The sequence below is a fragment of the Roseinatronobacter bogoriensis DSM 18756 genome (assembly GCF_004366635.1).
Taxonomy (GTDB): Bacteria; Pseudomonadota; Alphaproteobacteria; order Rhodobacterales; family Rhodobacteraceae; genus Roseinatronobacter; species Roseinatronobacter bogoriensis.
Genome location: NZ_SORN01000002.1, coordinates 211,237 through 235,848, shown reverse-complemented (window position 1 = coordinate 235,848; position 24,612 = coordinate 211,237). Strand labels below are relative to the sequence as shown.

General features: G+C 58.0%; 22 protein-coding genes. 10 read left to right on the top strand and 12 right to left on the bottom strand.

The features are described 5' to 3' along the window. Positions 1–31: 31 nt before the first annotated feature. Both EV660_RS18575 and EV660_RS05820 read left to right on the top strand, forming a co-directional pair. A complete protein-coding gene (locus EV660_RS18575; protein WP_168800295.1) occupies positions 32–196 on the top strand; it encodes a hypothetical protein in 165 nt (54 codons plus the stop codon). 132 nt (positions 197–328) lie between these two features. Further along, on the top strand, positions 329–1,450 hold the full coding sequence (locus tag EV660_RS05820) for a FliG C-terminal domain-containing protein (RefSeq protein ID WP_084634895.1): 1,122 nt from the start codon (positions 329–331) through the stop codon (positions 1,448–1,450). A 17-nt stretch (positions 1,451–1,467) separates the two neighbouring features. On the opposite strand, the gene EV660_RS05815 is transcribed toward EV660_RS05820, so the two are convergent. Then, on the bottom strand, positions 1,468–3,264 hold the full coding sequence (locus tag EV660_RS05815) for an acetate/propionate family kinase (RefSeq protein ID WP_071480796.1): 1,797 nt from the start codon (positions 3,262–3,264) through the stop codon (positions 1,468–1,470). Positions 3,265–3,474: 210 nt separating this feature from the next. Here EV660_RS05815 and EV660_RS05810 point away from each other — a divergent pair, with 210 nt between their 5' ends. After that, positions 3,475–5,100, top strand: coding sequence for an alpha-D-glucose phosphate-specific phosphoglucomutase (locus EV660_RS05810; protein ID WP_244927316.1), 1,626 nt, complete (start codon positions 3,475–3,477; stop codon positions 5,098–5,100). Between the two features lie 70 nt (positions 5,101–5,170). Here EV660_RS05810 and EV660_RS05805 read toward each other — a convergent pair whose 3' ends face one another. Beyond that, a complete protein-coding gene (locus tag EV660_RS05805; RefSeq protein ID WP_071480794.1) occupies positions 5,171–5,629 on the bottom strand; it encodes an iron-sulfur cluster assembly scaffold protein in 459 nt (152 codons plus the stop codon). A 63-nt stretch (positions 5,630–5,692) separates the two neighbouring features. Here EV660_RS05805 and hisI point away from each other — a divergent pair, with 63 nt between their 5' ends. Beyond that, the gene (hisI, locus tag EV660_RS05800) at positions 5,693–6,061 is read left to right on the top strand and encodes a phosphoribosyl-AMP cyclohydrolase (protein WP_071480793.1); all 369 of its coding nucleotides are present in this window, start codon (positions 5,693–5,695) and stop codon (positions 6,059–6,061) included. On the opposite strand, the gene gluQRS is transcribed toward hisI, so the two are convergent. The 6 genes from gluQRS to sciP all read right to left on the bottom strand — a co-directional run bounded on the left by gluQRS (position 6,045) and on the right by sciP (position 13,975). Then, positions 6,045–6,905 carry a tRNA glutamyl-Q(34) synthetase GluQRS gene (gluQRS, locus tag EV660_RS05795; RefSeq protein ID WP_232727275.1) on the bottom strand — a complete coding sequence of 287 codons (861 nt, stop codon included), beginning with the start codon at positions 6,903–6,905 and terminating at the stop codon, positions 6,045–6,047. The genes hisI and gluQRS overlap by 17 nt on opposite strands. Beyond that, a complete protein-coding gene (gene trmFO, locus EV660_RS05790; RefSeq protein ID WP_071480791.1) occupies positions 6,883–8,235 on the bottom strand; it encodes a methylenetetrahydrofolate--tRNA-(uracil(54)-C(5))-methyltransferase (FADH(2)-oxidizing) TrmFO in 1,353 nt (450 codons plus the stop codon). The genes gluQRS and trmFO overlap by 23 nt, the downstream gene beginning before the upstream one ends. Before the next feature lie 332 nt (positions 8,236–8,567). After that, a complete protein-coding gene (gene recG, locus EV660_RS05785) occupies positions 8,568–10,658 on the bottom strand; it encodes an ATP-dependent DNA helicase RecG (RefSeq protein WP_071480790.1) in 2,091 nt (696 codons plus the stop codon). Position 10,659: 1 nt separating this feature from the next. Then, positions 10,660–12,801 (bottom strand): NAD-dependent DNA ligase LigA, encoded by a 2,142-nt coding sequence (gene ligA / locus EV660_RS05780; RefSeq protein ID WP_071480789.1) that lies wholly within the window; start codon positions 12,799–12,801, stop codon positions 10,660–10,662. Between the two features lie 91 nt (positions 12,802–12,892). After that, positions 12,893–13,609, bottom strand: a complete 717-nt coding sequence (gene ctrA, locus EV660_RS05775) for a response regulator transcription factor CtrA (RefSeq protein ID WP_071480788.1) — start codon at positions 13,607–13,609, stop codon at positions 12,893–12,895. Positions 13,610–13,696: 87 nt separating this feature from the next. Then, entirely contained in the window at positions 13,697–13,975 is a 279-nt protein-coding gene (sciP, locus tag EV660_RS05770) for a CtrA inhibitor SciP (RefSeq protein WP_071482121.1), read from the bottom strand. A 145-nt stretch (positions 13,976–14,120) separates the two neighbouring features. Between sciP and mnmA the strand changes: the two genes are divergently transcribed. From mnmA to rsmA, 3 genes are all read left to right on the top strand, one after another. Beyond that, the gene (mnmA, locus tag EV660_RS05765; protein ID WP_071480787.1) at positions 14,121–15,260 is read left to right on the top strand and encodes a tRNA 2-thiouridine(34) synthase MnmA; all 1,140 of its coding nucleotides are present in this window, start codon (positions 14,121–14,123) and stop codon (positions 15,258–15,260) included. 91 nt (positions 15,261–15,351) lie between these two features. Continuing rightward, positions 15,352–16,317, top strand: a complete 966-nt coding sequence (pdxA, locus tag EV660_RS05760) for a 4-hydroxythreonine-4-phosphate dehydrogenase PdxA (RefSeq protein ID WP_071480786.1) — start codon at positions 15,352–15,354, stop codon at positions 16,315–16,317. After that, positions 16,314–17,156, top strand: coding sequence for a 16S rRNA (adenine(1518)-N(6)/adenine(1519)-N(6))-dimethyltransferase RsmA (rsmA, locus tag EV660_RS05755; RefSeq protein ID WP_071480785.1), 843 nt, complete (start codon positions 16,314–16,316; stop codon positions 17,154–17,156). Before pdxA ends, rsmA begins: the two co-directional genes overlap by 4 nt. Positions 17,157–17,160: 4 nt before the next feature. Here the strand turns inward: rsmA and EV660_RS05750 are convergent, their stop codons facing one another. After that, positions 17,161–18,183: a hypothetical protein gene (locus EV660_RS05750; RefSeq protein WP_071480784.1), complete on the bottom strand. Its 1,023-nt coding sequence runs from the start codon at positions 18,181–18,183 to the stop codon at positions 17,161–17,163. Between the two features lie 445 nt (positions 18,184–18,628). On the opposite strand from EV660_RS05750, the gene EV660_RS05745 reads away from it, so the two are divergent. From EV660_RS05745 to EV660_RS05735, 3 genes are read left to right on the top strand one after another with little or no spacing between them, the layout of a single operon-like run. Beyond that, positions 18,629–19,564 carry a hypothetical protein gene (locus EV660_RS05745; RefSeq protein ID WP_071480783.1) on the top strand — a complete coding sequence of 312 codons (936 nt, stop codon included), beginning with the start codon at positions 18,629–18,631 and terminating at the stop codon, positions 19,562–19,564. A 49-nt stretch (positions 19,565–19,613) separates the two neighbouring features. Beyond that, complete coding sequence (gene pyrC, locus EV660_RS05740; RefSeq protein WP_071480782.1) at positions 19,614–20,648, top strand: dihydroorotase; 1,035 nt, start codon at positions 19,614–19,616, stop codon at positions 20,646–20,648. A 12-nt stretch (positions 20,649–20,660) separates the two neighbouring features. Next, a complete protein-coding gene (locus tag EV660_RS05735; RefSeq protein ID WP_071480781.1) occupies positions 20,661–21,332 on the top strand; it encodes an orotate phosphoribosyltransferase in 672 nt (223 codons plus the stop codon). Positions 21,333–21,381: 49 nt separating this feature from the next. Here the strand turns inward: EV660_RS05735 and EV660_RS05730 are convergent, their stop codons facing one another. From EV660_RS05730 to fabF, 3 genes are all read right to left on the bottom strand, one after another. Then, positions 21,382–21,825: a PRC-barrel domain-containing protein gene (locus EV660_RS05730; protein ID WP_084634894.1), complete on the bottom strand. Its 444-nt coding sequence runs from the start codon at positions 21,823–21,825 to the stop codon at positions 21,382–21,384. Positions 21,826–22,111: 286 nt separating this feature from the next. After that, positions 22,112–23,278 (bottom strand): endolytic transglycosylase MltG, encoded by a 1,167-nt coding sequence (gene mltG / locus EV660_RS05725; protein WP_071480779.1) that lies wholly within the window; start codon positions 23,276–23,278, stop codon positions 22,112–22,114. Continuing rightward, complete coding sequence (gene fabF / locus EV660_RS05720; protein ID WP_071482120.1) at positions 23,275–24,540, bottom strand: beta-ketoacyl-ACP synthase II; 1,266 nt, start codon at positions 24,538–24,540, stop codon at positions 23,275–23,277. Before fabF ends, mltG begins: the two co-directional genes overlap by 4 nt. Between the last annotated feature and the right edge of the window lie 72 nt (positions 24,541–24,612).

The following is a 24,612-nucleotide window of genomic DNA, read 5'->3' as shown; positions in this document are numbered from 1 at the left end:
ATCGTCAATCTCACAGCAGAAGGAGACTGACATGAAACTGAAAATCACTCTTGCTGCCCTGGCTTTGAGCCTGAGCCCTGCCCTCGCATCGGCGATGTGTTCAAGCATGAAGCCCGCGCAAACCGCTTCCATGTGCGCCGAGGGTCAGGTGTGGGACGCAGCAACTGCCGCCTGCATTGAACCGGTAAGCAGCTAAGCTTTTGGAATTTGTAAAAGGCGCCTCGATGGTTCTCATCGGGGCGCTTTTTGATTTTCTTGACGCTGTAAACGGTTTCTTGATCTGTTTGCCTGTAACGTTGTGTCCCAGACACTTAGCGCAGACCATCTCATGACGGATCAAAATTTCGATATTCAGCCCATTGCTATGGAGCTGCCAGACGATCTGGTGACGGCAACGAAGCCCGCTTCCATGCGCGCAAAATCCGGCAATCAACCTGCGGCAGGCCGTGTCAGCACCGACCATCTGACCGGTGTTCAGAAAGCCGCGATCATTGTGCGCGCATTGATCGCATCAGACGCTGATATTCCTTTGACAGGCTTGCCTCAAGATATGCAGGCGGAACTGGCGCAGACATTGGCTCGAATGCGGCTGGTTGACCGTGCGACGATGAATGCAGTGGTCGAAGAATTCATTGATATGCTGGAACAGGTGGGGCTGTCATTCCCTGACAATCTGGACGCCGCCTTGTCGCTGATCGAAGGCAGGATGGATCAAGGCACCGCAAAACGACTACGCGCCATGTCGCGTGGCGGTGATCTTGACGATGCCTGGATGGCAATGGAACTCGCAGATGATGAAACGTTGCTTGCGGTGTTAAGGCAGGAATCGCAAGTGGTGGCGGCGGTCTTGCTGTCAAAACTCAGCACGGAAAAGGCCGCGCGTTTGTTGATTCAGCTTGGCCCCGACCTGGCGCAGTCTTTGGCATTGGGAATCGCACAGACCGAGGCAATCGGTCCCGAAGCGGTCGCGCGTATCGGGGCCACACTGGCTGAACAGATCAGCGCAAAACCGGTGCGCGCTTTCTCGGTTCCGCCCAAGAAACGTGTCGGCGAAATCCTGAACTCTTCGACGCCGGAAATGCGCGATTCTCTGCTGGAGCGACTGGAAAGTGCAGACAAGGTTTTCGCCAGCGATGTGCGCAAGTCCATCTTCACCTTCAAGGATATAGCCGACCGGGTGCAGTCGCGGGACGTTCCTGTACTCATGCGGACGATCAATGATGGTGATATAATGATCATGATCGCGGCCAATTCGCCCGAAGATCAGCCCTCGATTACCTTTCTGCTGGAAAACATGTCCAAGCGCGCCGCCCAGACATTGCAGGATGATGCGCTCACCCTGCCCCCGCCATCTGCACAAGAACATGGCGCGGCGGCCAACCGGATTGCAGCCGCTGTTCGGTCACTTGCGGATACGGGCGAGATTACCCTTACATCCGTCGAGGATTAGGCCTCGACGGATTCTTTTCAGGTGGCGCGCAATATCGCCTCGCCGCTCAACTCACCCTCAACCGCGCCGGAAATGCCCGCTGCGTTGGCTTCGTCAGTATCAATATGCATTTCGGTAAAGGCATTATCCGAAACCCGGATCAGAACGTCACCAAAGGTCAGCCCGCGTCCGGTCGTCGCCAGACTAATGCTGACACTGTCCCCGTCGGTCAGGCCCATCTGCTGCGCATCCTTGCTATTCATGTGAATATGCCGCGCAGCGATGATCAGCCCATCGCTATCATATTGGCCAGCTGGCCCTTGCAGCCGAACCGTTGGGGTGCCCTGTAGCACCCCACTGTGCCGGACGGGCGCATCCAGCCCAAGGGCAAAACCATCCGTACGCGAAATTTCGATCTGGGTGCGGTCACGCAAGGGACCGAGAATCGCAACATTCGAGATTGTCCCCTTTGGCCCGTGCAAATTCACACGTTCACGCGCAGCCCAATGGCCCTTCTGTCGCAACGGCTTGTCAGGGGTCAAGTCGTATCCCGGCCCGAACAAGGCATCGACCGCATCGCGCGACAGATGCACATGGCGCGCAGAAACCGCGACCGGAATGCGCAAGGCTTCTGCCCGCGGGGCAGACATGGCCATAGCAACCTCGCGCGCGATCATGGCTTGCTCGGCTGTTTCGGTGACCAGCACATTGACCCGCGTGCCATATGCCTGAATCTGCGGCGCCGCCTGCCCGACCAGATCGACAGCCATGTTGCGATCATGGTCCAGCTTCAGCCCCATGAATTCCAGCCCGTCGCAGATACGCCTGCGCATGGAAGGTGAATTCTCGCCAATGCCGCCAGTGAAGATCAGCGCATCCAGTCCGCCCATCGCGGCCGCATAAGCGCCGATGTATTTGCGCGCGCGGTAGGCATAGATATTGATGGCAAGCTGCGCATCTGAATCGCCCTTGGCCGCGCGATCCTCTACATCGCGCATGTCTGCGGAACCTGTCAGGCCAAGCAGCCCGCTGTCGCGATAAAGCGCATCCTCGATTTCCTGAATTCCAAGTCCCATCTGGCGCGACAAATAGCCGAACAGGCCGGGGTCCACATCGCCCGAACGTGTGCCCATCACCAGACCTTCAAGCGGTGTCATCCCCATAGAGGAATCAATGCTCTGACCATGCGCCACGGCGCAGGCACTTGCCCCATTGCCCAGATGCAAGCTGATCACCCGCATATCCCGCAGATCCCTGCCCAGTTCCTCGGCTGCGCGAAACGCCACATATTTATGCGAGGTGCCATGAAACCCGAAACGGCGCAGGCCAGCATCGCGCCATGCTTTGGGCACCGCATAGGTGGTTGCGCGGGCGGGATTGGTCAGGTGGAAACTGGTATCAAATACGCCCCATTGCGGTAAATCGGGCCAGACCTTGCGCGCCACATCAACAGCTTGCAGATTGGCCGGGTTGTGCAGGGGTGCCAGCGGGGTCAAGGCCCGGATATGATCCAGCACAGGCGCTGTCAATTCGGTCGCGCCCGTGAATTCCGCGCCACCATGTGCGATGCGATGCGCCACCGCCTCGATGTCTTCAATTCCTGCCTCTGCCAGTATATCTGGCACGGCAAGTGTTGCGGCCTCAAGACTGGTATGGGGCGCGCGCGCTGGCTTGGGCATATCCAGACCCGCGCGGTATTCGCAGCCCCCTGCCCCGAACCTGTCAAAACTGCCCTTGAAACACTGCCTCATCTGCGCCAGCCCGGCCCCGCGCGGGATGTCAAAAACCCCGAATTTCAGCGATGAACTGCCTGCATTGAACACAAGTATCCGCATTTGATATGTCCTTTCCTGCCTTCGGACTGTGTCGCAAATCCCAACACCAGAAACATTGATCTGGCGCAGGCCAATGCCATTTTTACATGACCATTCTGCCGTTTAGATGACATAAACCTGCGCTAATGCCCCGCTTGTCTGCGGCATTGCTTGAAAAGCGCGCGCGCTGCGGACAGTGTGTTCAGACATGTCAGCCCAGAGGTAACGATGATGAAAACCATTTCTACAGTACCGATTGAGGGCCAGAAACCCGGCACATCAGGATTGCGCAAGAAAACGCAAGTTTTCATGACCCCCGGCTATCTGGAAAATTTTATCCAGAGCATCTGGAACGGCATCGGCAGCGTGCAGGGCAAGACGCTGGTCTTGGGCGGGGATGGGCGTTTCTTCAATACAGAAGCAATACAGACCATCGTGAAGATGGCAGTTGCTGCGCGCGCCGCGCGCCTGATCATCGGCCAGAACGGGCTACTCTCAACGCCTGCTGCCTCGCATCTGATCCGCCTGCACGGCGCTGATGGCGGCATCATCCTGTCTGCCAGCCATAATCCTGGCGGAAGCGAGGGTGACTTTGGTGTGAAGTTCAATACAGCAAATGGGGGGCCTGCGCCCGAATCCGTGACCGAAGCCATCTATGCGGCAAGTACGACCATTTCCGAATATGAAATCGCCGAGATTCCTGACATTGACCTCTCTCTCTCTGGCAAAACGCGGCATATGGAGACAGAGATCGAATTGGTTGACCCGGTAACGGATTACGCCACTTTGATGGAAACACTGTTTGATTTCGACGCAATCCGCGCGCTGATTGCGGGTGGGTTCCGGCTGCGTTTTGACGCCATGCATGCGGTCACCGGCCCTTATGCGCGTGAAATTCTGGTCAACCGGCTGGGCGCGCCTGACGATTGTGTTGTGAACGCCACCCCCCTGCCCGACTTTGGTGGCGGACACCCTGACCCGAACCCGGTCTGGGCCCATGCCCTGATGTCGGAAATGATGGGCGACACGGCCCCCGATTTCGGCGCGGCCTCTGACGGAGATGGCGACCGCAACATGATCCTTGGTCGCGGGATCTATGTCACACCGTCCGATTCCTTGGCCGTGATTGCCGCGAATGCCCATCTTGCGCCTGGCTATGCAAAGGGGCTGGCTGGGGTCGCGCGCTCGATGCCCACATCCTGTGCGCTGGACCGCGTCGCAAAAGCCCGCGGAATGGCATGTTTTGCAACACCGACGGGGTGGAAGTTTTTTGGTAACCTGCTGGATTCGGGCAAAGCCACCCTGTGTGGTGAGGAATCCGCGGGCACCGGCTCTGACCATATCCGCGAAAAAGACGGGTTATGGGCCGTGCTGATGTGGCTGAATATTCTTGCGCGCAAGGGTGTTTCGGTAAATCAGGTCATGGTCGATCACTGGCGCGAATTCGGACGCGATTATTATTCTCGTCACGATTATGAAGAAGTAGACTCAGAGGCGGCAAATGCCTTGATTACTGATCTGCGCGCGCAGCTGGGGTCATTGCCCGGTCAGGTTTTCGGTCCCTTGACCGTCGCACGCGCAGAAGAATTTTCTTATCTTGACCCCGTGGATGGATCGCTTACCCAAAAGCAGGGCCTTCAGATCCATTTCGCCGAAGGCGCGCGTCTGGTCTTGCGTTTGTCCGGAACGGGTACGTCAGGGGCGACATTGCGGGTCTATATGGAACGCCACGAAGCTCGTGCAGAGGACCTGACGCGCGATGCACAGGATTCCCTGTCCGACGTGATCGCTGCAATGCAGGCGCTTACCGAGCTCAAGACCCGACTGAATCGAGAGGGGCCTGATGTTGTGACATAAGGGGGCTGAATGCCCCCTCTTGGCCTTTGGCCAATTCACCCCCTTGAGTATTTTCGGCAAGAAAATGGGGTCAGAGCGCTGACTCGGTTTGCCCCTGAGCTTTTGCGCTGGCCTCTGCTGCGGCATCCAGCGCGAGCAGGATCGAGGCGTGGCGATTGCGATAGTCTTGCGCCGGCAAAAGCACCTCGAACCCTTCAAACGGGGCATCAGGAACCGGACCGCCGCTGGTCAGCATGGCGCGTAACTGGTCGCGCGCTTTTGCCAGTTCCTGCGCACTGCGCCCAAGGACACACTGCCCGAGGATCGCCGCTGCCGCTTGACCGAGTGCGCAGGCTTTCACATCCTGCCCGAACCGGCTGACGCGGCCATCCTGCATGTCGAGATCAACAATCACTGTCGAGCCGCATAGCGGCGAGCGGCGCTTGACGCTGATCTGCGGTCCCTCCAACCGCGAGAGATGCGGAATATCCGCAGCCAGTGCCAGAATTCGCCCTGAGTAAAGCTTGATCAGATCGGCATTGTCAGCCATTATGGGTTTTCCTTGGTCACGCGGTACAGTATGTCCTATCCTGCTCAGATAGGGACATAGCCCATGAATTTCGATCCGCAAACCCTACGATATGACGAAAAAGGTCTAATTCCTGCAATTGCTCAGGACCATGCCAGTGGACAGGTCTTGATGATGGCCTGGATGAACCAAGACGCGGTTGCACAGACACTGGCGACCGGAAGGGTCACATATTGGTCGCGATCAAGGCAGGCTTTCTGGGTCAAGGGCGAAACCTCGGGCCATGTCCAGAAGCTGGTAGATTTCAGGCTTGATTGCGACCGCGATTGCCTGTTGCTGTTGGTCGAACAATCTGGCCCGGCCTGTCATACCCGGCGGCAAAGCTGCTTTTATACAGCCGTGCGCGAGGGGGATGAGGTGGAATTGATGGCCCCTCTTACAGACCAAGCATAAGGCGGATATCTTGAGGAGTTGCCCCTTCTTTACGATACTGAGAGATGGCGCGGGCATCATCGCGTTTGGCCAGCCGCTTGCCGCACTCGTCCCGGATTAATCTGTGGTGGTAGTAACTTGGACGCTGAAGTTCGAGTAATGCTTGAAGTAGGAGGTGGATGAAGGTTGCTTCGAAAAGATCATCTCCGCGGGTTACCTCGGTGATCCCTTGCGCGGCATCGTCGACCACAACCGAAAGGTGATAGCTGGTGCCCATATCGCGGCGCGACAGCACGACATCTCCAACTTGCGCGATCATCCAGTCAGGATCGATCGTCTGGCCAGGCGCGTGCAATGGCCCCGCTTCAGTGAAAGACAGCGCGCCCACATGTGCAAGGGCTTGACGCATGTTCAGACGCAGCGCGTCATCAGGCCCTGCCTTTGCGATGCTGCGCGCGCGACAGGTTCCCGGATAGACTAGCCCATCAGGCCCATATTGGGGCGCATTCTCTTGCGGGGCGCTGAGCGCTGCGCGAATATCCGCGCGAGTGCAGCGGCAGGGATATAGCACGCCAAGCGCTGCCAACCGGGCGAGCGCCGCGCGATAGGCAGATGCGCGCGTGGATTGGCGCATGACCGGTTCTGCCCATGTCAGGCCCAGCCAGCGCAGATCGTCATAAATCTGCGCCTCAAAATGGGCGCGGCAGCGGGATTGGTCGATATCCTCAATGCGCAAAAGAAACCGCCCTGCCCCCGCACGTTCCGCCGCGACAAAGGCCGCATAGGCATGGCCCAGATGAAGCGGGCCAGTTGGAGACGGGGCAAAGCGGGTGACACGCCCCTCAGGCGGCATTGCGCCCTGCATGACCCAACCATTCGGTAAACGCGGATTTGGCGCGATCCGTGTAGGCTTTATACCGGTCGCGCCGTCCGCGCCGCCCTCCTTTGGCATCGATTGGGGGGAACAGACCGAAATTGACATTCATGGGCTGAAAGGTTTTTGCATCCGCGCCCCCGGTGATGTGATGCACCAGCGCACCAAGCGCAGTCTCGCGCGGCGGTGGTGGCGCGGACAGGCCCAGCAACTCAGCCGCCGCAAGGCGCCCCGCCAACAGACCCATTGCCGCAGATTCCACATACCCTTCGACCCCTGTGATCTGCCCTGCAAAGCGGATATTGCGCTTGGAGCGTAACCGGAGCTGATCGTCCAGCAGCGTGGGCGAATTCAGGAAAGTGTTGCGATGAATGCCGCCGAGCCGCGCGAATGATGCGTTTTCCAACCCAGGGATTGTTTTGAAAACATTGGCTTGCGCGCCATACTTCATCTTCGTTTGAAAACCGACGATATTGTAAAGCGTGCCAAGCGCATTGTCGCGGCGCAATTGCACCACGGCATAGGGTTTGACATCCGGCGCGTGGGGATTGGTCAGCCCCACTGGTTTCATCGGGCCGTGACGCAAAGTTTCGCGCCCGCGCTCGGCCATCACCTCTATCGGCAGGCAGCCGTCAAAATACCCGGCGGTTTCACCCTCGTGAAACTCTGTTTTCTCGGCAGCCAGAAGTGCGTCAATGAACGCCTCATACTGGTCGCGGGTCATGGGGCAGTTCAGATAGGCTTTGCGTTCTTCTTCCGTCTCGCCCTTGTCATAGCGCGATTGAAACCAGGCTTTCGACATATCGATGGAGTCGAAATAGACAATCGGCGCGATGGCGTCGAAAAACGCGAGTGCATCGCGGCCCGTTTCGGTAGCGATGGCCTGACCCAGCGCATCCGAGGTCAGCGGGCCAGTCGCGATGATCCATTGTCCGTCATCAGGCAAGGCACTGACCTCACCTCGTTCAACGCGAATATTGGGATGCGCCAACAAGCGCGCGGTCACGGCCTGCGCGAAAGCATCACGATCCACCGCCAGTGCGCCACCTGCAGGCAGTGCGTGTTCATCGGCCATCTGCATGATGATCCCGCCTGCCGCACGCATTTCCCAATGCAGCAGCCCAACAGCATTCTGTTCATCATCATCCGAGCGGAAGGAGTTGGAGCAGACCATCTCGGCCAGATACTCTGTCTGATGTGCAAAGGTGCCTTGGGTCGGGCGCATTTCGTGCAGCACAACCTGCACGCCCATATGCGCTGCCTGCCATGCGGCCTCGGACCCGGCCATGCCGCCGCCCACGATGTGAAGTGTCTTGGTCATATGTCCACCTGTTTAGCTGCGCCTGAAATAGACAGTACGTCGGGCTTTGGCAAATGATGCACACAAAAAAACCGCCGCACATGCGGACGGGCATGGCGGCGGCAGGCTGGGTCAGTGTACAACACGTGGCAGTGATGGCGGCAGTCTGACCCTCAGGCAGTCAGGTAAACAGCGGAAGATGAAGCGTGGCAAAAACCAGAACGCCAAGTGCAAGAGCACCAGCCAGATCTTGCCAAAATAGGGGGTATGATTTGCGGTTCATGGCATCCTCCATCGTATGTTGCTAATTTGTTCTCATATCTCCCCGCGCGAGTCAAGAACATTAAGAGAACTTAACCGACTGAAAGATACTGTATCGCCTTGTCCTGCTCCATCAGCCACAACAAGCGACGCACCGCTTGTCCGCGCGGGCTGGTCAATTCAGGGTCGGCCTGCAACAGGTTTCGCGCGTCAGTCTGGGCTGTGGCCATCAATCCGGCCTGTTGTTCCAGATCGGCCACGCGAAAGCGCGGCAAACCGGATTGGGCCGTGCCAATAAGATCGCCCGCACCCCGAATAGCCATATCTTCTTCGGCGATGCGAAAGCCGTCTTCGGTGTCGCGCAGTAGTTTCAAGCGGCGCGACGCTGTGTCGCCCAAGGGCGGCTCGTACATCAGCAGACAGGTGGAAGCTGCGGCCCCGCGCCCGACCCGCCCGCGCAACTGGTGCAACTGTGCAAGCCCAAAACTCTCGGCGCGCTCGATCACCATGATAGAGGCATTGGGGACATTCACCCCCACCTCGATCACGGTGGTCGCAACCAGCAATTTGGTCTCACCCGCCACAAATCGGGCCATTGCGGCGTCCTTCTCGGCCGGGGGTAACTGGCCATGCACAAGACCGACTTCCCCTTCGCCCAAAGTGGCGCGCAGATGTTCAAACCGTGCATGTGCCGCTGTCAGAGTGCTGACCTCTGATTCTTCGACCAGCGGGCAAACCCAATAGGCTTGTCGCCCTTCTGCCATTGCAACTTTCAGATGGGCGACCACTTCCTCCATTCGCGCGGTTGACACAAGCGCTGTCTGAACCGGCTTTCGGCCCGGCGGCTTCTCGTCCAGCACGGACACATCCATATCGCCATATTGCGCCAGCGCGAGCGAGCGGGGAATGGGCGTGGCAGTCATGACCAGCACATCCGCCCCTTCGCCCTTTGCCGCCAGTGCCGCGCGTTGCGCCACACCGAATCGGTGCTGTTCATCCACTACAGCAAGGCGCAGGTCCGAAAACTCAACCCCTTTTTGAAATACGGCATGTGTGCCGACAACTATCTGCAAGCGCCCTTCGGCAAGGGCTGTAAGTTTCGCCGTGCGCTCGGCCCCCTTGTCGCGCCCGGTCAGTAGGGCAAGCGATATTCCAGCGGCTTCGGCAAGAGGTGTCAGGCTTTCCATATGCTGACGCGCAAGGATTTCGGTCGGGGCCATCAACACGCCCTGCCCGCCTGCCTCTACCGCGACCAGAAGCGCCATGAGTGCGACCAGAGTTTTGCCCGCCCCAACATCGCCCTGCAACAGCCGGTTCATCCGGGTTGGTGCCGCCATGTCGGCCGCAATCTCTGCAATGGCGCGGCGCTGCGCACCCGTTGGCGCATAGTCCAGCGCTGCAAGCACCTTGCCCTGCAGTGCCCCGGTCCCCGGGCTTGCCCGGCCGGGTTTGCGCCGCTGTCGCGCGCGTGCCAAAGCAAGGGTTACTTGATGCGCCAGAAATTCGTCATAGGCCAGCCGCATCCGTGCCGGGCTGGACGCGGCGAGGTCGCTCAACTGGTGCGGTTGATGCGCAGTTACAACTGCGTCGCGCCAGTCTGGCCAGCCTTCGCGCGCTTTCAAGGTAGGGTCGATCCATTCGCTCAGGTCTGGAACGCGGGCCAACATGCCCGTGACGGCCTTGGCCATGAGTTTCGCGCTAATCCCTGCACAAAGCGCATAGACCGGTTCCGCCTGAGGAAGGTCTTTTGCTTCTTCCGGGCGCAGAATATGATCGGGATGAACCATTTGCGCGATCCCATCGAACAATTCCACCTTGCCAGAAACAAGCCGTTTCTGGCCCGTCGGCAGGAGTTTTTGCAGGTAGTCGCCGCGCGCATGGAAAAAGACCAGCTGAAATTCGGTCAGGCTGTCGCGCACATGGATCCGGTAGGGCCGACCGCGGCTGCGCGGTGGATGATGTGCGCCGATGCTCACCTCTACCGTGGCAGTGGTCGGAAATTCCAGCCCCCGCAGACTGTCGCGGCGCGTGCGGTCGATCAGGTTGTGAGGAAGGTGAAAAACCAAATCGCGCGGTGTCTCTATGTGGAGTGCGCTGAAATTCTTTGCCGACTTCGGGCCGACCCCGTCCAAAGTCTCTAACCCTGCGAAGAGTGGGAACAGAATCTCCGGGCGGCCAGCCATCTCAGACCGCCCCGATCAGCGCCAGCCAACTGTCTTCGTCAATGACCTCAATGCCCAGATCGGCGGCTTTCTTGGCCTTGCTGCCGGCGCCCGGGCCTGCCACCAGAAGATCAGTCTTGGCCGAAACGGAACCTGCCACTTTCGCGCCCAATGCTTCGGCGCGGGCCTTGGCTTCGGCGCGGGTCATGCGCTCCAATGTCCCTGTGAACACGACGGTCTTGCCCGCAACCGGGCTGTCAGAGGCGCGGGCCTCGGCCGCGATAACCTCAAGGCAAGCGACCAGTGCATCAATCTCGTCAGCCTCTGCCTGAAAGCTGGTCAGCAGTGAATTCGCCATCACCGGGCCAACACCATCAATCGAGATCAGGTCAGCATGGGCCGAACTGTCTGCCACGGTCGCTTCGTGCATCGCATCACGAAAAGCCTGCCATGTGCCATAATGGGCTGCCAGCATCCCCGCCGACGTTTCGCCGACATGCCGGATGCCAAGCGCAAAGATCAGCCGGGCCAGTGGAATGCGGCGCTTGTCATCAATCGCGTCAAACAAGTTCTGGGCCGATTTCTCGCCCCAGCCTTCGCGGTTTTTGAGCTGGCGCGGTTGACCGGGACCAAAACGGTCTTTCAATAAGAAAATATCTTGCGGCGTCTTGATCCAGCCGTCGCGCCAGAAGGCCTCTACCTGTTTGGCGCCAAGCCCTTCGATGTCAAAAGCAGCGCGGCTGACAAAATGTTTCAGTCGTTCAACAGCCTGAGCAGGACAAATCAGCCCGCCGCTACACCGTCGAACCGAATCGCCGGGTTCGCGGATTGCCGGGCTGCCGCATTCGGGGCAGCTTTCGGGGAAGGTATAGGGGACCGAGTGATCGGGGCGGCGCGCAAGATCAATATCGCGAATCTTCGGTATCACATCGCCGGCACGATAAACCTCGACCCAGTCGCCGGGACGGATATCGCGTCCGTCCCGGATGGGTTGGCCCCGCGAATCGCGACCCGCAATGTAGTCTTCATTGTGCAATGTCGCGTTGGACACGACGACCCCGCCAACTGTCACCGGTTTCAACCGCGCGACGGGACTGAGTGCGCCAGTCCGACCCACCTGGATGTCGATGCCAAGCAACTCTGTCCAGGCCAGTTCAGCAGGAAATTTATGTGCAATAGCCCAACGCGGTGTGGTTGAGCGCAGACCGAGACGATCTTGCAGCGCAAGGTCATCGAGTTTGTAGACCACACCGTCGATATCATAGCCCAGTTCGGCGCGGAGTTGGACGATCTGTTCGTATTTTTCAAGCATCTGTTCCAGCGTCGAGAAGCGGCTGAACAGCGGATTGGTAACAAAGCCGAGATTTGAAAGGCGGTAAATCGCGTCACTCTGCGTGCTGGCCAATGGCTGCGACACCTCTCCCCAAGCATAGGCAAAGAAACGCAGGGGACGCGCGCGGGTGATTGCAGAATCAAGCTGGCGCAGCGACCCTGCCGCTGCATTGCGCGGGTTGGCAAAGGTTTTGCCGCCAATCGCAGATTGCCGTTCATTCAGCTGCGCGAAATCCGCGTGGGACATATAGACCTCGCCACGAACCTCCAGAATGTCGGGTGCACCGGTCAGCTGCTGTGGAATATCGCGGATCGTGCGCGCATTGGCGGTCACATCCTCGCCGGTTTCGCCATCGCCACGCGTCGCCGCATGGACAAGCGCGCCCTTTTCATACCGCAGTGACAGTGACAAGCCGTCGATCTTTGGCTCTACCGTGAAGCTCAGGACTGCAGCTTCGGGCAGGCCAAGGAAACGTCGGATGCCAGATACAAAATCCTCGACATCCTGCGCATTGAATGCATTTGCCAAAGACAGCATCCGGCGCGCATGCTTAATCTTTTTAAACCCCTCTGAAGGGGCAGCGCCAACGCGAAAAGATGGACTATCATCTCGAACAAGCTGCGGAAACAACGCCTCAATCTCTGCATTGCGTCGACGCAACGCATCGTATTCCGCATCCGATATGTCCGGCGCGTCATCAGCATGATACGCGCGATCCGCACGCGCGATCATTGCCGCGAGTTGCGCGAGTTCTTCCTTTGCCTGTTTTTCTTCAAGTTCCGCTACTGCGGTTCTTGAGTCAGCGCTTTCTGCACCAGAGCCTTGTGTCACTGATATGCCCCTGCCCTCTCACGTCATCTGGATTTGGCAAGTGATAGGTCTGCGGCACGGTCAGGTCCAGCCCAAAGGCGGGCTGGATTGCTTATGCAGAGATCGCATCCCGCGAAACCTCGAGCGATTTGGCAACCGGATCGCGCAGGACATAGCCGCGGCCCCAGACCGTATCGATGTAGTTTTCACCGGCAGTGGCCTCGGTCAGTTTCTTGCGCAGCTTGCAAATGAAAACATCAATGATTTTCAGCTCTGGTTCATCCATTCCGCCATAGAGGTGGTTCAGGAACATCTCTTTCGTCAGGGTCGTGCCTTTGCGCAGACTCAGCAATTCGAGCATTTGATATTCCTTGCCGGTCAAGTGCACGGTCTGCCCGTCTACGTCGACGGTCTTGGCGTCGAGGTTAACGGCAATCTTGCCTGTGCGGATGATCGACTGTGCGTGACCTTTGCTGCGGCGGATGATTGCGTGAATTCGGGCAACGAGTTCTTCGCGGTGAAACGGCTTTGTCAGATAATCATCCGCGCCACCACCGAACCCACGCAACTTTGTATTCGTATCCGTATCACCTGTAAGAATCAGAACAGGCGTGTCGATCCGGGCAAGCCGGATTTGACGCAGCACGTCCAAGCCTTCCATATCAGGCAGGTTCAGATCCAGCAGAATCAGGTCATAGTCATACAACTTGCTGAGTTCTATCGCATCTTCGCCAAGATCGGTCGAATACACATTAAAGTCGGAATGAGTCAGCATCATTTCTATGCTGCGAGAGGTGGTTGGATCATCTTCAACTAGTAAGACACGCATCTGGGTTCTCCTTTGACGGCGTTAACCTAAACTCTCGCAAAAACGTTAACTCTCCGTTACCGTACGTGTTAAAGATAGGAACTCGCGTCAGGCATGTCTATATTTTTGCAAGGCAGTGACCTTGAGCGCCTCGACTCCGTGGTCCCTGACAGCGTTTTGCCACAAGTCAAACTCTTCTTCAGACAAATCATATCTGTCCATTGCGGCTTGCTTGGACAAAAGACCCGAATCAACAGCCTTGATAACGGTTACTTTCCGGCTTGCGACCCAGCGGCGCGTATCTTTTGGCGGAAGATCCGCCAAGGTCAGCACGCTGCCGTCTTTCAAGGTAACGGCACGCGGCCCTTCAACTCTCTTGATGTACATTTTGAGGTCCTTCTTCACCCTTATCCCTTTGGATGACCTCAGACTCGCGCCTTGTGATTAATGTCCGGTTGATCGAATTGGCATCTGGCACTTGAGAATACCGAGTATTTTCTTATATTTTGAACAATCTCTCGGAGCTTTCTCAATGCCATATGATACCCCGCTGAATTCGCTTGGCTTGCCCAAGCCGGTCGCTGAAACGCGCGTCGTCGTCGCCATGTCTGGCGGGGTGGACAGCTCTGTCGTGGCCGCCGAACTTGCAGCCGAAGGTTATGATGTCGTCGGGGTGACCCTGCAACTCTATGATCACGGCGCAGCGCTGGCCAAGAAGGGTGCATGTTGTGCCGGGCGCGACATTCATGATGCGCGCCGCGTCGCAGAGGAAATGGGCTTTCCGCATTATGTGCTGGACTACGAATCGCATTTCCGCGACTCGGTTATCGACGAGTTCGCAGATGCGTATCTGGCCGGGGCAACGCCTGTGCCCTGCATACGCTGCAACGAACGCGTGAAGTTCCGTGACCTGCTGGAAACGGCAAAGGATCTGGGCGCGGATTGCATGGCGACAGGGCATTACATCCAGCGCAAGATGGGACCGCTTGGGGCAGAATTGCATCGTGCTGCAGACCCGGTGCGCGATCAAAGTTACTTCTTGTTTTCGACCACGCGCGAACAACTGGAATATCTGCGCTTTCCGCTTGGGCACCTGAAAACCAAGGCCGAGACACGGTCATTGGCGGCGCGGCATGGTTTGAGCGTGGCAGATAAACCGGACAGTCAGGATATCTGCTTTGTTCCGGATGGAAATTATGCTGCTGTTATCGAGAAACTGCGCCCTGGTGCCGCCGACCCGGGTGAAATTGTCGATCTTCAGGGACAGGTGCTGGGCACGCATCGCGGTGTGATCCATTACACGATAGGACAACGCAAGGGATTAGGGATCGGCGGTCTGGCCGATCCGCTTTATGTCGTGCGTCTGGACCCGGACGCGCGCCGCGTGATCGTTGGGCCAAAAACTGCCCTTGCCACGCGTGTCGTTCCGATACGCGAGATCAACTGGCTGGGGGACGCGCCCTTCACATCACAGCCCGAATGGGATCTGGAAGTCAAACTGCGCTCGACCCGCCCGCCTGCCCCAGCAATCATCCGCCCCCTGTCGGAGACAGAAGCTGAAGTGGAATTGCTGACACCCGAAGAGGGAATCAGCCCCGGACAAGCCTGCGTGTTCTACGCCCCCGACAGCAGCCGCGTCTTCGGCGGTGGCTGGATCTGGAAGGGACGGTGAAGAAAAGGGGGCGCTGCCCCCCTCTTGGCCTTGCGGCCAATTCACCCCCCGGAGTATTTAGAGCAAGAAAATGGGCGGTTGGTGTTTGTAGATGACCCCGTTGATCATGACATGTGGCGACCCCGCCGGGATCGGGCCCGAAATCGCTGTAAAAGCTTCGCAGGCGCTGGGGGCGAAAGCGGGCTTTGTCTGGTTGGGTGATCCGGCGCATCTGCCGGACGCGGCCCAATGGGAATTTGTGGATGCGCCGCTGGAGGCACAGCATGTGCGCCCGGGTGTCATGCCGGTGCTGTATCATAAGTTTCCTGCACTTGCCCGTCCCGGCAAGCCCGATCCCTCGAATGCGGGTGCAGTGGTTGAGGTGATCGCGCGGGCGGTCAAACTGGTGCAAGCGGGGGCGGCGAGTGGAATTGTAACCTGCCCGATCAACAAGGCCGCCTTGCAAACCGGCGCTGGTTTCGGATTTCCCGGCCATACAGAATATCTGGCGGATCTGGCCGGCGTTGACAGGGTGGTGATGATGCTGGTCTGCAGAGAGCTGCGCGTCGTTCCCGTCACGATCCATATTGCTTTGAAAGATGTCCCCGGTCGCCTGACGGCCGCGCTTCTGAAAGAAACCTTGTGCATCACGCGTGCAAGCCTGATCCGTGACTTCGGGATTGCCGAACCCAAGCTTGCTGTGGCGGGGCTGAACCCGCATGCGGGCGAAAGCGGGCTTATGGGGCAAGAAGACGCCGAGGTGATCACCCCTGTGGTGGAGCGGTTGCGACAACAGGGCATGAAGCTTTCGGGGCCTTTGCCAGCAGACACGATGTTTCATTCTGCTGCACGCGCCAAGTATGACGCAGCCATATGCATGTATCATGATCAGGCGCTGATCCCGATCAAGACCATTGATTTTGCGAATGGCGTGAATGTGACCCTTGGGCTGCCTTTCATCCGCACCTCGCCGGATCACGGCACAGCATATGATATTGCGGGACAGAACAAGGCGGATGCATCCTCTTTGATTGCGGCCATCAGGTTGGCGCAGGATATGGCGGAGCGGCGGCGATGATCGACAATCTGCCCCCCTTGCGCGACGTGATCCGTACCCATGATCTGCGTGCCAAGAAAAGTTTTGGGCAGAATTTTCTGCTGGACCTGAATCTGACGGCCCGCATTGCGCGCGCGGCAGGCGACCTGTCGGGTGCCGATGTGTTGGAAGTGGGGCCCGGCCCTGGCGGATTGACCCGGGGCCTTCTGGCCGAAGGGGCGCGAAAAGTTCTTGCGATCGAGAAGGATGCGCGCTGTCTGCCAGCCCTTGCCGAAATTGCAGCCGCCTATCCTGCTCGCCTTGCCGTGATCGAGGGGGATGCGCTGGCGGTTGATGTGCTGGAGCATCTGACCCCGCCGGTCAAGATCGTATCCAACCTGCCTTATAATGTTGGTACAGAGCTGTTGATCCGCTGGATGACACCGGAGGTTTGGCCGCCATTCTGGGACAGTCTGACGCTGATGTTCCAGCGTGAAGTGGCTGAACGGATTGTGGCACGCCCCGGCAGCAAGGCCTATGGCCGCCTATCGCTGATGGTTCAATGGCGCGCCAATGCCCGGATTGTCCTGAGCCTGCCCCCCGAAGCCTTCACGCCCGCGCCAAAGGTTGCTTCGGCGGTTGTCCACATTACCCGCCTGGACGCTCCGCGCTTTCCTGCGAATGCGAAGACATTGGAACGTGTAATTGCCGCCGGGTTCAATCAGCGCCGCAAGATGCTTCGTGCCGCGCTGAAGAGCGTGCATCCGCAGATCGAAGACCTGTTGCACGCATCAGGTATCGCGCCAACGGCACGGGCCGAGGAAATTGGTCTTGAGGCGTGGTGTTGCCTTGCGCGTCACCTTGATGGCGAGGTGAAATGACGGCTTACTCACCCGCGATATAACCGTTGCGCGCCGATGGCGCGTAGCGGCGAAACTCGTCCTCTAACCAACTGACAGTACATTCATCTACCTCGCTGAGTTGCCGCAGCATGACATCACGTGTCCGGGCTGTATGCCTGACCATGATATGGCGTGCCACCGACTGGATTCCACGTGTGCTTTGTGCAAAATTCAACTCTGGGACAAGGCGGGCGCTGGGGCTGCCGATTACAAGCAGCGCGTCATAGCTATTGAAGCCTTTGTAGAGGGCGAGCACACAATCTGCCGTCGTTTCCGGACAATGTCTGTCGCAGGCGGCCCGCAGATGCATCGCCAAGGGCGTTTCCTGTAACCAGTTACGCAAATCGGCATCGTGAAGTGGCAGGCCCGCCAGTTTTCGGGTCGGGTTGCCCGGATGAAGGTCAGCGACCTCATCTGGCGAAAGGGTCCGCGATCGGGTCAGATGCCGCATCGAGTCGGGATACCAGGCTTCGGACATCAGGGAAGGTGCAAATCCTGTTCCACGGCGGTTCATTTCTGCCATCAAGGCGACGCGCGCTGCACGGGGTTCTTCATTCTGTGCAAAGCTGCGCGCGATCTCAACCCCTCCGCGCATTTGCCACAAGGACACCCAGTTTCGCGCGATAACGGCCGTTTTGGCAGCGGCATGAACCCAGTTCTGTCCTGACATCCCACCTTTGGAACGCAGCAAGGTCACTCTTTCCTCGCGAGAGAGCGATGCGATCAGGGGCCCCTGAATTGCCGCTGTCTTGTCGATCAGGCCCAAAAGCAATTGGCTGGCTGCATTGTCGTTATGTGAGAGCGCTGCAAATGCAGGAATCGCGCGTTCTTCATCGCCACTCAACCAAAGGGTCAAGGCCGCTTGAAAGTCCGGATCGTCCATACCTTCCAGATGGTGGGAATAAGCCGGGGCAAGGCCGACACAGGTAAGACATACAGTAGCCGCGAGTATCAACAAAAAGGAGAATTCGCGCAGCTTTGCCCAGTTTGGTGTCATATTCGACATGTTCCCTCCTGTGATTGCACAGATTTTATGCAATCAGGGCATAACTACAACAGGTGATTGCAGAAATACTTATCACTGGATGCGCAGCGCACAGACCCGCCAACAAAAAACCACCTCGGCTGAAAACCCGAGGTGGTAAAGTCGGTACACGCATCGGCGGTACAGGGAGGAAAGACTGTTCATGGCCGCGTGACAAAAATCACTGCAAGCCCGGCCCAAGCATTGCATCTGGAGATATTCTGAATCTACAGCTGGCGTTAATTCTCGCATAATCTACACAAAACTGCACGATTAATTTACATCTGGAAACAAGCAAATTGTAAAAAATGCGTTCACCTAGGTCCGATGCGGTTTGATTTCAGAGAATTCTTGTCATGCTCTGTCGCTTGGATAGGATGCAGATGAAGAAAGAATGTAATTCTGACGATGAGGCAGATGGCGGGTCATGAAAGAGTTTTTCGAAGAAATTGACCTGACAACCGCGCGCACTCAAGCTGAATGGCTGGCCCGTCTGGACGAAATTGGCGATGAAGTCGGTGCGTTCACGCCGCTGGGCAGCAATCACGCAGCGTTCTTTCTGGACGGAAACGACACGCTGATCGTGAGCTTCGAGAGCGTCGACACCATAAGGCGAAACTCTACCTCACAACGCCCTCGCGCTGTGGAGATCGCGTTGCAACATGGGTGGTCCTGTCTTGTTATCCTTGCGCGCGTAGATCATTTCTATCGTGATTGCGACGTGCTGGATTTCTTCGATGCTCAGATAGATGCAAGTTTCTTCGACAGCTTTCGAAGGGTACTTTTCTTTGGTGCCGGGGCGCATGGTTATGCCGCATGCACCTTCAGCCTGGCGGCCCCCGGTGCGACAGTTTTGGCAATCAGTCCGCTTGCGACGCTTGATCCGGAAATCGCCCCTTGGGAGACCCGGTTTCGCAGACAGCGACTGCTCGATTTTCGCAGTCGCTTCGGGTTTGCGCCAGCAATGCTGGATGGCGCGCGCAATGCCTTTATTGTTTATGATCCCGCAGAGGCCCTCGATGCGATGCATGCGACGCTGTTCCGCCGCCCTTCTGTCAATATGCTCAAGACACCCGCGCTTGGCGACGAGACGGCAGCAGCCCTTGACCGTATGGGCCTTGTCAACACTCTGATTGAAGCCGCGATCCGCGGGCGTTTATCGTCCCAGCGCTTTGCCGACCTGATGCGCAGTCGCAGAGACGATGAAGTTTATCTGATGGGCCTTGTCAGACGGGCTGCGCGCGGAAACCACCCATTGCTGACACGAATAGCCGCGCAACATGCACTGGCACTTATTGCCCGCAATACAGGGACTGATCCGGTTGAAATTGTCGATGAAGAATTGCTGGAAGAGCCATCCTGACGCGGATTAGATCTGGAACTGGGTCGTGATTCTCTTGTAGGCAGCTTTCATGATCCAGACCTTGACACTTCCCCGCCCCGACGATTGGCACCTGCATTTGCGCGATGGTGCCATGCTGACTGGAATAGCAGCAGAAACTGCACGCCATTTTGCGCGGGCGATCATCATGCCTAACCTTGTACCCCCTGTGGTTACCGGAGCTGAGGCGCAGGCGTATCGCGACCGCATTCTTGCGGTCACCGGCAGCGGTTTTACGCCCCTTATGACGCTTTACCTGACCGAAGCGACCGACCCCGCAGATGTCGTTGCAGCCCATCGCGCTGGCATTATCACCGCTGTGAAACTGTATCCCGCAGGGGCGACAACGAATTCTGCTTCGGGCGTGCGCGATTTCGACCGCGTGCGCGGCGTGCTGGAAGCGATGGCGCAAGCCGGAATCCCGCTTCTGACACATGGCGAGGTGACTGACCCCGAGATCGACATTTTTGACCGGGAGGCGGTGTTCATCGACCGCGTTCTTGATCCAATTCGCAGAACGACCCCCGGTTTGCGTGTGGTGATGGAACATATCACCACGTCAGACGCAGTGGCCTATGTCCAAAGCCAGCCTGACGACCTGGGCGCGACCATCACGACCCATCATCTGGTGATAAACCGCAATCATATCCTCGTTGGGGGCATCAAGCCGCATTACTACTGCCTGCCTGTCGCCAAGCGCGAAACGCATCGGCAGGCCCTGCTCGCGGCGGCCACATCAGGTGACGCGCGGTTTTTCCTGGGCACAGACAGCGCGCCGCATGCGGATGATGCAAAGGAATCCGCCTGTGGCTGTGCGGGCTGCTTTACTGCGACAAATACAATGTCGATCCTCGCACAGGTCTTTGAGGCTGCGGGCGCGCTGGACAAGCTCGAAGGATTCTCCTCGCGCAATGGTCCGGCCTTTTACCGACTGCCAGTGAATGACGCCACGCTCACGCTGGAAAAGAGCGACACCCCAGTCAGCTATCCAAGCAAAATAGACACTGGCGCTGGGCCAGTGACCGTATTTGACCCCGGCTTCCCGCTTTACTGGCGTGTACTCTGAGAAAGGCAAAAGATGATCCCGTCAACCTATCCCGACCGCGCCACTGTTGCCCGCCTGACTGCGCGGATGCTGCTTGACATCAAAGCCGTGCATTTCAACGCGGCCGAGCCTTTTACCTTTGCCTCTGGCCTGAAAGCACCGACCTATATCGACTGCCGCAAGCTGATCAGCTTTCCACGAATTCGATCGGCCCTCATGGACTTCCTGACTTGCCGCGTGATGGAAGATGCCGGGTTCGAAGCCTTTGACAATATCGCGGGTGGCGAGACAGCGGGCATCCCTTTCGCCGCGCTTGTCGCAGAGCGCATGGCCCTGCCCATGACCTATGTGCGCAAAAAGCCCAAAGGTTACGGTCGCAATGCGCGGATTGAAGGGGCAATGTCCGAGGGCCAGCGCGTCTTGCTGGTTGAGGATCTGACCACGGATGGCGGCTCAAAGCTGAGTTTTGTTGATGCAATCCGAGACACAGGCGCAGATTGCGCACATACGGCCGTGATTTTCTATTACGGGATCTTCCCTGAAACAGAACCCCGCCTTACAGAACATGGGGTTACACTGCACTATCTGTGCACATGGTGGGATGTGCTGGCCGAAGCGCGCCGCGGCGAAGATTTTGACACCGCCACGCTAGACGCTGTCGAAGCCTTCTTGCGCGCACCAAGGGATTGGGGCGCAACGCAATAGTTGCACCGGCCCATTTCGGGCCGGGCCTACCACGTCGCATCGCATTATTTTAATCCAAGGCGCCGCCAACCGCACCATCGCCGTTCATTGCGCCACCACCGCCAAGATCGTCATCGGGGACAGGAATAAGTTCGCGTTCGCGAAACGCATACTCTTCAGCTTCCTCCATTTCCTCACGCGACATATCCAGAACCACTTCGCGCGCGTCCCAGTTTATTTCCAGTTCAGGCCACTCAACAGCGATGCTTTTGGAACCAAAACCCAGAAAGCCGCCCACTGAAATGACGGCTGCACTGATCTGACCTTCCCCTTCGACGATGATGATATCGTCAATTGAGCCGATCCGCTCTCCATCAACCGAATGCACCGCTGACCCAAGAACCCAGCCACCAAGCAATTCATCCGGGCCTTGCTGCGTCACAACGGCTTCTTGTGCCGCCAGTGCGCCTGCAAATGTGAAACTCGCCAGTGTAGCGATTGTCATCTGTCGCATGTGTCGCCTCCTTCAATTCACTTCTCTATACGCTGGCGTCCGCTTATCGAACTACCATCGTATCTAGATGGGAATTGATCGCGTAGGCCGCAAAATTGTAGGCAAATATTTGCCGGAAACGTGGTTGAGATCAGGTATATTCTGCAGAAAACGCCCCCCAAAGCACATACTCGTGTTCTGTCGATGGACGCTTGTGTGCGACACGCCACCCGGAGGATATGCAAAAAAGACCGGCCATATGGCCGGTCAAATTCGTTTCAAGTCTGGCGCAATACTATTGGCTAAATTAATCTTCCTGCGCTTGCCGCGCGCGCATCTCCGCCTCGATCTCACGCCAGCGCGCAACTGCACGATTATGGTCCTGAAGGTTGGTCGTGAAAGTATGCCCCCCCGTGCCATCGGCGACGAAGTAAAGATAGGGGGTGTCATCCGGGTCAAGGGCCGCTGCAATCGCGGCGCGGCCGGGGTTGGCGATGGGCGTGGGCGGCAGGCCATCAATGCGATAGGTGTTATAGGGGGTTGTCGCGTCCAACTCAGACCGGCGCAAGCCGCGCCCTAGCGTGCCCTGCCCTTGCGTTATGCCATAGATTACCGTGGGGTCGGTTTGCAACCGCATCGGAATCCGCAAGCGATTGACAAATACGCTGGCAACCTGGCGCCGCTCATCGGCCTGCCCGGTTTCCTTCTCAACGATAGAGGCCATGATCAAAGCCTCTTCCGGGCTTTCATAGGGCAGATCATCGGCGCGTGCTTCCCACAGCTCTGTCAGGATGCGGGTTTGACGCGCTTCCATCTCGGCCAAGATCGCCTGACGGTCGGCACCCCGCTGCACCGAGTAGCTGTCAGGGGAAAGCCAGCCTTCACGCGGCACATCACCCGGCTCTCCGCTCAGGAATTCGGCTAGGCGCAACCCTTCCCAGATCTGCCAGCTGGTTGCCCCTTCGGCGACTGTGATGCGGTATTGAATGTCGGATTCCTCGGCAAAGCGCGCATAGTCCTCTGGTGGTTCTTCATCGCTGGCGAATTGCACAACGGTCTGAAAGCTCTGAGTCGCCGGGTCCAATTCGCGCACAAGCGTCTCGATACGTGTCACACCAATCCGATACTGGATTTCAGAACCACAGGTCGATGCCCCCCCGCGCGTCAGCAGATCCATGATCTGATCCATCGAAGCGCCTTCCGGGATCAGGTAAGAGCCGAACCGCAGATTGCCGGCCCGGTCTGTATATTGCGCGCCAATGCGAAATACCTGCTCGGACACAATCGCACCTTCCTGCGCAAGGCCGGTTGAGACAGCGCGCAGGGACGACCCGGGTGCCACACGGAAACAGATTGCTTCCGCCAGCGGCCCGTCAGCAAAGTAACTGCGTTTTCCCGCAGAGATGATGATCGCAACGCCAATAAGCCCTACGATCATCAGTGTGAACACATTGGCGACTAAATGACGAATCATCCGGCGTCCACTTCCCCAAGGATCAGACTTGCATTTGTGCCCCCAAAGCCAAAGCTGTTGGACAGCGCAATCCTGATGTCACGCTTGCGGGCCGCGTTGGGGGCAAGATCAATAGGGGTCTGCACCGCTGGATCATCGAGGTTCAGTGTCGGTGGGGCGATCTGGTCGCGAATGGCAAGGATGCTAAAAATCGCCTCAACCGCGCCAGCAGCCCCCAGCAAATGCCCGATGGCTGATTTCGTGGACGACATTGTCGCTTTGGATGCCCCCTCGCCCAGCAAACGTTCAACTGCGGCAAGTTCAATGACATCAGCCATTGTCGATGTGCCATGCGCATTGATGTAGTCAATCTGCGCGGCATCCAGCCCCGCGCGTGCCACCGCCGCTTTCATGGACCGCAATGCGCCGTCACCATCTTCTGATGGTGCCGTAATATGATAAGCATCGCCCGACATGCCGTAACCCAGCACCTCGGCATAAATCTTGGCACCGCGCGCTTTCGCGTGCTCATATTCTTCGAGCACGACAACGCCTGCCCCCTCGCCCATAACAAAGCCGTCGCGGTCCGCGTCATAGGGGCGAGAGGCCGCTTTTGGGTCATCAGCCCGTTTTGTGGACAAGGCCTTGCAAGCGTTGAAACCTGCTATGCCAATCTCGGAAATCGGGCTTTCAGCGCCGCCTGCAACCATCACATCCGCATCGCCCCACTGGATCAGGCGGGCGGCATCTCCGATGGCATGCGCCCCGGTCGAACAGGCGGTCACAACCGCATGGTTCGGCCCCTTGAAGCCGTAACGGATACTGACCTGACCTGACACAAGATTGATCAGCGCGCTTGGAATGAAGAAAGGCGACACACGGCGCGGGCCGCGCTCCTTCAGCAACACAGCCGTATCAGCAATGGCCGACAAACCACCAATGCCAGAACCGATCATGACCCCTGTGCGGCTGCGGCTTTCCTCATCCTGAGGCATCCAGCCGGAATCGCGCACCGCCTGAATGGCCGCGGCCATGCCATAGAGGATGAATTCGTCAACCTTGCGCGCCTCTTTCGCTTCCATCCAGTTGTCTGGGTTGAAACTGCCATCGGTTCCGTCACCGCGCGGCACTTCGCAGGCATAGGTCGTGGCAAGATGACTGGCGTCAAAGCGGGTGATGGGACCGGCCCCCGATTGCCCTGCCAGCAGACGTTCCCATGTTTCCTCGACGCCGCATGCCAGCGGGGTGACCATCCCAAGCCCAGTGACGACGACTCTGCGCATGCACCCGATCTCCATATGATTGTGTTTATTCAAAGGGGGTGATAGCCGGATTTTGCGCGCAGGAAAAGGCAT

What these genes read in the sequence shown, in the direction of transcription:
- EV660_RS18575 (WP_168800295.1), top strand. Translation starts at nt 32, where the DNA reads ATGAAACTGAAAATCACTCTTGCTGCCCTGGCTTTGAGCCTGAGCCCT.
- EV660_RS05820 (WP_084634895.1), top strand. Translation starts at nt 329, where the DNA reads ATGACGGATCAAAATTTCGATATTCAGCCCATTGCTATGGAGCTGCCA.
- EV660_RS05815 (WP_071480796.1), bottom strand. Translation starts at nt 3,264, where the DNA reads ATGCGGATACTTGTGTTCAATGCAGGCAGTTCATCGCTGAAATTCGGG.
- EV660_RS05810 (WP_244927316.1), top strand. Translation starts at nt 3,475, where the DNA reads ATGAAAACCATTTCTACAGTACCGATTGAGGGCCAGAAACCCGGCACA.
- EV660_RS05805 (WP_071480794.1), bottom strand. Translation starts at nt 5,629, where the DNA reads ATGGCTGACAATGCCGATCTGATCAAGCTTTACTCAGGGCGAATTCTG.
- hisI (WP_071480793.1), top strand. Translation starts at nt 5,693, where the DNA reads ATGAATTTCGATCCGCAAACCCTACGATATGACGAAAAAGGTCTAATT.
- gluQRS (WP_232727275.1), bottom strand. Translation starts at nt 6,905, where the DNA reads ATGCAGGGCGCAATGCCGCCTGAGGGGCGTGTCACCCGCTTTGCCCCG.
- trmFO (WP_071480791.1), bottom strand. Translation starts at nt 8,235, where the DNA reads ATGACCAAGACACTTCACATCGTGGGCGGCGGCATGGCCGGGTCCGAG.
- recG (WP_071480790.1), bottom strand. Translation starts at nt 10,658, where the DNA reads ATGGCTGGCCGCCCGGAGATTCTGTTCCCACTCTTCGCAGGGTTAGAG.
- ctrA (WP_071480788.1), bottom strand. Translation starts at nt 13,609, where the DNA reads ATGCGTGTCTTACTAGTTGAAGATGATCCAACCACCTCTCGCAGCATA.
- sciP (WP_071482121.1), bottom strand. Translation starts at nt 13,975, where the DNA reads ATGTACATCAAGAGAGTTGAAGGGCCGCGTGCCGTTACCTTGAAAGAC.
- mnmA (WP_071480787.1), top strand. Translation starts at nt 14,121, where the DNA reads ATGCCATATGATACCCCGCTGAATTCGCTTGGCTTGCCCAAGCCGGTC.
- pdxA (WP_071480786.1), top strand. Translation starts at nt 15,352, where the DNA reads ATGACCCCGTTGATCATGACATGTGGCGACCCCGCCGGGATCGGGCCC.
- rsmA (WP_071480785.1), top strand. Translation starts at nt 16,314, where the DNA reads ATGATCGACAATCTGCCCCCCTTGCGCGACGTGATCCGTACCCATGAT.
- EV660_RS05750 (WP_071480784.1), bottom strand. Translation starts at nt 18,183, where the DNA reads ATGTCGAATATGACACCAAACTGGGCAAAGCTGCGCGAATTCTCCTTT.
- EV660_RS05745 (WP_071480783.1), top strand. Translation starts at nt 18,629, where the DNA reads ATGAAAGAGTTTTTCGAAGAAATTGACCTGACAACCGCGCGCACTCAA.
- pyrC (WP_071480782.1), top strand. Translation starts at nt 19,614, where the DNA reads ATGATCCAGACCTTGACACTTCCCCGCCCCGACGATTGGCACCTGCAT.
- EV660_RS05735 (WP_071480781.1), top strand. Translation starts at nt 20,661, where the DNA reads ATGATCCCGTCAACCTATCCCGACCGCGCCACTGTTGCCCGCCTGACT.
- EV660_RS05730 (WP_084634894.1), bottom strand. Translation starts at nt 21,825, where the DNA reads ATGCGACAGATGACAATCGCTACACTGGCGAGTTTCACATTTGCAGGC.
- mltG (WP_071480779.1), bottom strand. Translation starts at nt 23,278, where the DNA reads ATGATTCGTCATTTAGTCGCCAATGTGTTCACACTGATGATCGTAGGG.
- fabF (WP_071482120.1), bottom strand. Translation starts at nt 24,540, where the DNA reads ATGCGCAGAGTCGTCGTCACTGGGCTTGGGATGGTCACCCCGCTGGCA.